Genomic DNA, 7,375 nt, shown 5'->3' with positions numbered 1-7,375 from the left:
CGTCGTAGCTCAGGGCGACGTGGATCGGCTCCCGCAGCGGCTCGGCGAGCATCGCCGGCAGCGCGGCGAGCACACACGCGTTGAAACCCTTCATGTCGGAGGTGCCGCGGCCGTACAACAGCCCGTCGCGCTCGACCAAGGTGTAGGGGTCGGACGTCCACCGCTGGCCGTCGGTGGGGACGACGTCTGTGTGTCCGCTCAGCATGACCCCACCCGTCGTGCCGCCGGCGGCGTCCGGGATCGTCACGACGAGGTTCGCCTTCCGTCCGTCCGGTGTCGGGAACAGGTGCGGCTCCAGGCCGAGATCGCGCAGGTGGCGCGCGACGGCGTCGATCAGCGGCAGGTTGGTGTCGCGGCTCGTGGTGTCGAACGCGATCAGACGGGCGAGCCAGTCGAGGGTCTCGGGCGTCGGGGAGGTCATGCTCCCCATCCTGTCACGGCTGCCAGGGCTCGCCGCCGCGGAGGTCGTGGACGGTGGTGGGCGTCATCACGTTGTAGCGCTGGAACGCGAGGTTCCAGCCGCGCTCGGACAGCAGTCCGTCGTGAACGCCGAAGCCGGACGCCGCCCCGACGGCCCGGGCGAAGTCGATGTGCTCCTTCATCGCCGCCCACGGCCCCATCATGGGCAGGGCTAGGACGTCGACGCCCGCGGGCGCGGTGTCGAGGCAGTCGCCGGGGTGGAAGAAGGTGGGCTCCCCCTCGGCCGTCACGACGAGTCCGACGTTCGCGATGCGCGGGATGTCGCGGTGGATGACCGCGTGCAGCCCGCCCACCGCCGCGACGGTGACGCCCCCGAGATCGACGCGGGTGTCGGGCGCGATGCCCTGAGCGCGATCGGGCAGGTCGTGCTGATCGAGCACCGTCGGCTCGACCCGGATGGCGGCGTCCGGGTTGGCATCGATGAGCGCGCCGACGTGCTCGGGGTCGATGTGGTCGGCGTGCTGGTGGGTGACGAGGATCGCGTCGAGGTCGGTCAGGCCGTGCCAGGCGGCGGAGAAGTTGCCTGGATCGAACAGCAGGCGTCGGTCGGCGACCTCGACGAGAACGGCGGCGTGTCCCAGATGGGTGATCTTCATCACCTCACCCTGCCGCACACCTCCGCGGTGCGGAACCCCCGCGTCGAGGATGTTCGTGCTCGCAGGGGTGAAACTGCTCCGCTGCGCTGAGCAGTTACCCCCTTCGCGGAGTGGGTCGCCCGGCCAAACGCTCCGGCGCGTGCGCCGTCACCACCGCCACAAGGTCGGGCGCCGTCAGCTTGCGGCCGAACACCGGCCCGGAGGGCTCGAGGAGCTCTGCGGCATCCATGCCGACGACGACCGGGTCGAAGCCGAGGGCGTCCACGAGCCGGGCGACAGCGCCGACGGCGACCTGATCGTCTCCGGCGACGGCCATCGCGCGGCGTCCGGGGGCGCCGGCGGGGCGGGCGTCGGGCAGCAGGTCGGCGTACGCGTACTGGTTGAACGTCTTGACGAGGCGCAGGTGGGGGTGGGCGGCGAGCAGCGCGGGCGTCGTGGGGCCGGTGCCGGCCCGGACGCCGTCGGTCGCCTCCCAGGCGTTGGTCGCATCGACGAGGACGCCGGCGGCGGCGTCCAGAGGAAGCGTGGCGAGGACGGGCTGGGGCACGGCGAGGATGATGATGTCGCTCGTGGCGAGGAGGTCGGTGGCGTCGGTGAACCGGGCTCCGGGCAGGATGCTCGCGACGACGAGGCCGACGTGCGGGTTGGCGGGGTCGTCGGCGACGCTGAGGTCGAGGCCCGCGTCGAGCGCGAGCCGCCCGAGCGCGCTGCCAAGCTTGCCGACGCCGATGATGCCGATGCGCTGGTTCACGTCGTCCCCAACGCAACCGGTTGCCCCCGCATTCCCAGATAGTTGAAAGATGTATTAGATTAGGTGCATGAACCTCGAACTCGGCATCGACCACTTCGGCGACGTGACCCACGACGCGGCCGGGCAGCCGCTCAGCCATGCGCAGGTGGTGCGCAACGTCGTGGAGGAAGGCGTGCTGGCCGACGCCGTCGGCGTCGACTTCATCGGCATGGGCGAGCACCACCGCGACGACTTCGCCGTCTCCAGCCCCGAGATGGTCCTGGCGGCCATCGCGGCGCGTACGAACCGGATCCGGCTCGGCAGCGCGGTGACGGTGCTCAGCTCGGACGATCCGGTGCGGGTCTACGAGCGCTACGCGACGCTCGACGCGCTCAGCAGCGGGCGCGCCGAGGTGATCCTCGGCCGCGGCTCGTTCACCGAGTCGTTCCCCCTGTTCGGCTACGAACTCGGCGATTACGAGGCGCTGTTCGAGGAAAAGCTCGCCCTGTTCGCCACGCTGCGGCGCGACCTGGCCGCGGGCCGGCCGGTGTCGTGGCAAGGCACCCACGCCCAGAGCCTCACCGACGTGACCCTCTACCCGCCCGTCGAGCACGGCGCGCTGCCGGCGTGGGTGGCGGTGGGCGGCAGCCCACAGTCGGTGATCCGCGCGGCGCACCACGGCCTGCCGCTCATGCTCGCGATCATCGGCGGCCCGGTGGAGCGATTCGCACCGTTCGCCGACCTGTACCGCCGTGCACTGGCCGAGTTCGGGCAGCCCGAGCAGCGGGTCGGTTACCACTCCTTCGGCCACATCGCCGAGACCGACGAGCAGGCGATCGAGGAGTTCTACGACGCCTGGTTCGCCTCGGTGAGCCGGATCGGCTCCGAGCGCGGCTGGAGCGCCCCCACCCGGGCCTCGTTCCTGCACGAGGTCGAGCACGGCTCGATGGTGGTCGGCTCCCCCGAGACGGCCGCCCGCAAGATCGCCGCGGGCGTCAAGGCGCTCGGTGCGTCGCGTTTCGACGTGAAGGTCAGCACGGGCCCGCTCAGCCACGAGCGCATCATGTCCAGCATCGAGTTGTACGGCACCAAGGTCGCCCCCCTCGTCAAGGACATGCTGGCCTGATGCCCCGCGTCGTCGTCCTGGGTGCCGGGCAAGCGGGGCTGTCCGCCGCGGCGCACCTGGTCCGGCGAGGCCTGACGCCCGGGGACGACCTCGTCGTGCTCGACGCCAACGACGGCCCCGGCGGCGCCTGGCGTCACCGGTGGGACGACCTCACTCTGGGCCGCGCCCACCGTGTCGCCGACCTGCCCGGATTCCCCCTCGGCGAGCCCGACCCCGACGAGCCCGCCTCCGCGGTGGTCTCCCGGTACTACGGGGCCTTCGAGGAACGCCTCGGCCTCGCCGTCGTGCGACCCGTGCGGGTGGACGCCGTCACCGCCGAGCCCGACGGCACCCTGGCCGTGCGGGCCGGGGAGCACGTCTGGGCCACCCGGTTCCTGGTCAACGCCACCGGCACCTGGGACCGGCCGTTCTGGCCCGCCTACCCCGGCCGTGACCTCTTCGCCGGCCGCCAATTGCACACGCACGACTTCGTGACAGCGGCCGAGTTCGCCGGCCGGCACGTCGTCGTCGTGGGCGGCGGCACCTCGGCCGTGCAGTTCCTCCTCCTGTTGGACGCCGCGGGCGCCGCGACCACGTGGGTCACCCGGCGACCGCCGAACTGGACGGACCGCGCCTTCGACGACGCTTGGGGCCGCGACGTGGAGGCCACGGTCAGCGCCCGCACGAGCGCCGGCCTGCCGACGCTCAGCGTCGTCGCCGCGACGGGACTGCCGCTCACGAGTGACTACCGGCACGGCATCGAGTCGGGTCTGCTGGTCTCCGCCGGGCCGCTGCGCGCCCTCACCCGCGACGGCATCCTGCTCGCGGACGGGCGGGCCGTGCGGGCCGACGCGGTGCTGTGGGCCACGGGGTTCCGGCCGAGCCTCGGCCACCTGGCGCCGTTGGGGCTGCGGGAGCCGGGCGGCGGCGTCCGGCTGGACGGGGTGCGCGCCGTCCGTGATCCGCGGGTCTTCCTCGTGGGCTACGGCGCCTCGGCGTCGACGCTCGGCGCCACCCGGGCCGGCCGGGAGGCCGCGCGCGGCGTCCTGGCCGCGCTTGCCGAGGCGGGCGAGGGCGTCCGGGCGTAATCGCCCGCGATTCAGCCCGCCAGGATCTCTCCGAGCACCGCGCCGGCCCGCCCGGCCTGGGCCGCCGTGACGTCGAGATGCGTCACCGCACGAACGACCCGCGATCCCACCACCGACAGCGCCACTCCCGCCGTGGACGCGCGCGCGGCCACCTCGGCCGCGGGCACCGTCCCGGTGCGGACGACGACGATGTTCGTCTCGGGGTCCGCCACGCCCGCCGAGCCCGACCCGCCCGAGGCACGCACCGCCGCCGCGAACGCGCGCGCCGCGACGTGGTCATCGGCGAGGCGTTCGACGTGGTGGTCCAGGGCGTAGAGACACGCCGCCGCGAGCACCCCTGCCTGGCGCCAGCCGCCGCCGAGCCGCTTGCGCAGCACGCGGGCCGCGGCCATCTGGTCGGCCGACCCGACGAGCACCGAACCCACGGGCGCACCCAGCCCCTTGCTGAAGCAGACGCTCACGGTGTCGAACAGCGACCCGTAGACCCCCAGCGGCACCCCGGACGCCACGTGCGCGTTCCACAGCCGCGCCCCGTCGAGGTGGCGGCCCACCCCGGCGTCGGCGCACAACTCGGAGACCGCCCGCATGGCGTCGAGCGGCTGCACCGTGCCGCCGCCGAAGTTGTGCGTGTTCTCCACCTCGACGCACGCGGTGGACACCAGGTACGGACCGGCGTCCGGCGCCAGCAGCCCCGCGACGGCTGCGGCGTCCACCAGGCCGTCGGCCGTCACCCACGTGCGCATGGTCATGCCGGTCAGTGCGCCGTGCGCCCCCATCTCGGCGCGCGCGATGTGCGCGCCGGAGTCGCACAGGACCTCCTGGCCCGGGCGAACGTGCGCCGCCACGCCCAGCGTGTTCGCCAACGAGCCGGTCGCGCAGAAGAGCCCCGCCTCGTGTCCGAGCAGCGCCGCCACCCGGGACTCCAGCTCACCGATGGTCGGATCCTCGGCATAGACGTCGTCGCCGACGGGCGCGGCGGCCATCGCCGCCCGCATGCCCTCCGTCGGGCGCGTGACGGTGTCCGACCGCAGGTCGATCACAACTCGACCGGCTCGAACGTCTGCACGGGGTTGTGGCCCCGCCGGGTCCGGTCCTCGTTGAGCCGTTCGGCGAGGTAGAACGCCAGCTCGAGCCCTTGGTTGCGGTTCAGGCGCGGGTCGCAGGCCGTCTCGTAGCGGTTGGCCAGGTCGGCCTCGGCCAGTTCGCCGATGCCGCCGACGCATTCGGTCACATCGTTGCCCGTCAATTCGAGATGGACGCCCCCCGGCCAGGTGCCCAACTCGGCGTGCACGTCGAAGAAGCCGTCGACCTCCTCCCAGATCACCGGGAAGGCCCGCGTCTTGTAACCGTTGGCCGTCGCGAAGGTGTTGCCGTGCATCGGGTCGCACACCCACGCCGGCGTTCGCCCGGTCGCCTGGACGGCCTCGATGATCGGTGGTAGGGCATCGCGCACCTTGCCGGCGCCCATGCGGGTGATGAACGTGAGGCGTCCGGGCTCGTTGTCGGGGTCGAGCTTCTCGACGAGTTCGGTCAGGTAGGCCGCCGTCGTCGTCGGCCCCAGCTTGACGCCGATCGGATTGCGCAGGCGGCTGAGCAGCTCCACGTGGGCGCCGTCGAGCTCGCGGGTGCGCTCGCCGATCCAGAGCATGTGGCCCGAGGTGCCGTACGGCGTCCCGGTGCGGGAGTCGATGCGCGCCAGCGCGTGCTCGTATTCCAGCAGGAGCGCCTCGTGGGAGGCGTAGTAGTCGACCGTCCGCAGTTCGTCGTCGGTGATGCCGCACGTGATCATGAACGCGAGGGCCCGCTCGATCTCGGCGCTGAGCGCCTCGTACTTGGCCTCGACCTTCGAGTTGCGCACGAAGTCGGCGTTCCAGCTGTGCACGGTGCGCAGGTCGGCGAAGCCGCCGTTGACGAAAGCGCGCACCAGGTTCAGCGTGGCGGCGCTCATGTTGTAGACGTTCACGAGCCGCCGCGGGTCGTGCGCGCGTGCTTCGGGTGTGAAGTCGAGCCCGTTGACGGCGTCCCCGCGGTAGCTGGGCAGCGTCTCGGCTCCGCGTGTCTCGGCATCGTTGCTGCGGGGCTTGGCGTACTGGCCGGCGATCCGGCCCACCTTCACGACCGGCACCTGGGCCGCGTACTGCAGCACCACCGCCATGGACAGCTGAACCCGCAGCGAGTTGCGGATGTTCACGGCCGTCACCGAGCCGAACGTCTCCGCGCAATCGCCCGCCTGCAGCAGGAAGGCACGACCGGCGGCCACGTCGGCCAGACGGCGCTTCAGTTCGTCGCACTCCCCCGCGAACACGAGCGGCGGGCGCAGCGACAGTTCGGCCACGACGGACGCCAACTCGGCTGCATCGGCGTAGGTCGGCTGCTGGCTCGCCCCGATCGCGTGGAGTTCGGCCAGGGACGGGATGGTGGTCGGCACGCGCACAGGATACGCGAGACGCCCGTTCGCTACCCCCGGGGTTCGGGCGCCGGACCCCCGCCCGGACGCGGCAACGTGCGCCGGGCGACCTCCTCGTCCGACATGCCGCCGTACTTGATGGACGTGGCGTAGGCGTCCACGTAGGTCTGGCCCGTGAGCTCCTGGATTGCGGCCATGATCTCGTCGGTGACCCACCGGACGAGCTTGCGGTCCTCCTCGCGGCCCGCGTAGGCGCTGAAGTCGAGCGGCGTTCCGAACCGGATCACCGGGTGGTCGGCCCACGGGATGAAGCCGAGCTTCTTGCCGGTCACCTTCGTGTCCACGACGCCCACCGGCACCACGGGCGCCCCCGTGGCGAGCGCGAGCCGGGCCACCCCCGTCTTGCCCTTGTAGAGGCGGCCGTCGGGTGAACGCGTGCCCTCAGGGAAGATCCCGGCGACGCTGCCCTCCTTGACCGCGGCCACGATGGGCCCGAGCCCGTCCATGGACGCCCGCCCGCCCGACCGATCGAGCGGCACCTGACCCACCGCCTTGAGGAACCATGCCACCACCTTGGAGCTGAGCCCCCGGTCGCCCGCGAACAGTTCGGCCTTCGCCGGGAACGTCACCTGGCGGCGCATCAGCGCTGGCATCACGTACGTGTCGATCGCGGAGACGTGATTGGCCGCGAGGATGACGCCGCCCTCACGAGGCACGTTCTCCTCACCCTCGGTCCTGCCCCGGTAGCCCCACTTGGACAACCACCGGAACGGCCTCTTGAACACCGCGTACCACATGGGCGACCTCCTGCCCGCTCACCCTAGTGGCTGCGGGCGCTTACGATGGCGCCATGTCGATCGCTCCGCACGCCGAGCCGTTCCACCACGAGGGCGGGAGCGTCGGCGTCCTGTTCTGTCACGGCTTCACCGGCAGCCCCAAGTCGCTGCGCGACTGGGCGGACGCCGTCGC

8 protein-coding genes are annotated in these 7,375 nt (G+C 72.3%); 2 read left to right on the top strand and 6 right to left on the bottom strand.

What is annotated here, in order from left to right:
* From Q1K57_RS11350 to Q1K57_RS11340, 3 genes are all read right to left on the bottom strand, one after another.
* The coding region (locus Q1K57_RS11350; protein ID WP_300082581.1) for a M20/M25/M40 family metallo-hydrolase at positions 1 to 421 on the bottom strand (421 nt) is incomplete at its 3' end.
* A gap of 13 nt (positions 422 to 434) precedes the next feature.
* Positions 435 to 1,076, bottom strand: a complete 642-nt coding sequence (locus Q1K57_RS11345; protein ID WP_300082578.1) for an MBL fold metallo-hydrolase — start codon at positions 1,074 to 1,076, stop codon at positions 435 to 437.
* A gap of 94 nt (positions 1,077 to 1,170) precedes the next feature.
* Complete coding sequence (locus Q1K57_RS11340) at positions 1,171 to 1,827, bottom strand: NAD(P)-binding domain-containing protein (RefSeq protein ID WP_300082573.1); 657 nt, start codon at positions 1,825 to 1,827, stop codon at positions 1,171 to 1,173.
* Positions 1,828 to 1,894: 67 nt separating this feature from the next.
* On the opposite strand from Q1K57_RS11340, the gene Q1K57_RS11335 reads away from it, so the two are divergent.
* Positions 1,895 to 2,932, top strand: a complete 1,038-nt coding sequence (locus Q1K57_RS11335) for an LLM class flavin-dependent oxidoreductase (RefSeq protein ID WP_300082571.1) — start codon at positions 1,895 to 1,897, stop codon at positions 2,930 to 2,932.
* Positions 2,932 to 3,999 carry an FAD-dependent oxidoreductase gene (locus Q1K57_RS11330; RefSeq protein WP_300082568.1) on the top strand — a complete coding sequence of 356 codons (1,068 nt, stop codon included), beginning with the start codon at positions 2,932 to 2,934 and terminating at the stop codon, positions 3,997 to 3,999. The genes Q1K57_RS11335 and Q1K57_RS11330 overlap by 1 nt, the downstream gene beginning before the upstream one ends.
* Positions 4,000 to 4,010: 11 nt before the next feature.
* Here Q1K57_RS11330 and Q1K57_RS11325 read toward each other — a convergent pair whose 3' ends face one another.
* From Q1K57_RS11325 to Q1K57_RS11315, 3 genes are read right to left on the bottom strand one after another with little or no spacing between them, the layout of a single operon-like run.
* Complete coding sequence (locus Q1K57_RS11325) at positions 4,011 to 5,039, bottom strand: GntG family PLP-dependent aldolase (protein WP_300082565.1); 1,029 nt, start codon at positions 5,037 to 5,039, stop codon at positions 4,011 to 4,013.
* The gene (locus Q1K57_RS11320; RefSeq protein ID WP_300082562.1) at positions 5,036 to 6,427 is read right to left on the bottom strand and encodes a class II 3-deoxy-7-phosphoheptulonate synthase; all 1,392 of its coding nucleotides are present in this window, start codon (positions 6,425 to 6,427) and stop codon (positions 5,036 to 5,038) included. The genes Q1K57_RS11325 and Q1K57_RS11320 overlap by 4 nt, the downstream gene beginning before the upstream one ends.
* 29 nt (positions 6,428 to 6,456) lie before the next feature.
* Positions 6,457 to 7,203 (bottom strand): lysophospholipid acyltransferase family protein, encoded by a 747-nt coding sequence (locus tag Q1K57_RS11315; protein ID WP_300082559.1) that lies wholly within the window; start codon positions 7,201 to 7,203, stop codon positions 6,457 to 6,459.
* Positions 7,204 to 7,375: the final 172 nt, after the last annotated feature.

This window comes from Propioniciclava sp., from assembly GCF_029977985.1.
In the GTDB taxonomy this organism is placed as follows: domain Bacteria; phylum Actinomycetota; class Actinomycetes; order Propionibacteriales; family Propionibacteriaceae; genus Propioniciclava.
This window is presented reverse-complemented; position numbering and strand designations above follow the sequence as displayed.

Excerpts from the sequence above, each read along its gene's own strand:
- Q1K57_RS11345 (WP_300082578.1), bottom strand. The coding sequence starts at position 1,076 with ATGAAGATCACCCATCTGGGACACGCCGCCGTTCTCGTCGAGGTCGCC.
- Q1K57_RS11335 (WP_300082571.1), top strand. The coding sequence starts at position 1,895 with ATGAACCTCGAACTCGGCATCGACCACTTCGGCGACGTGACCCACGAC.
- Q1K57_RS11330 (WP_300082568.1), top strand. The coding sequence starts at position 2,932 with ATGCCCCGCGTCGTCGTCCTGGGTGCCGGGCAAGCGGGGCTGTCCGCC.
- Q1K57_RS11315 (WP_300082559.1), bottom strand. The coding sequence starts at position 7,203 with ATGTGGTACGCGGTGTTCAAGAGGCCGTTCCGGTGGTTGTCCAAGTGG.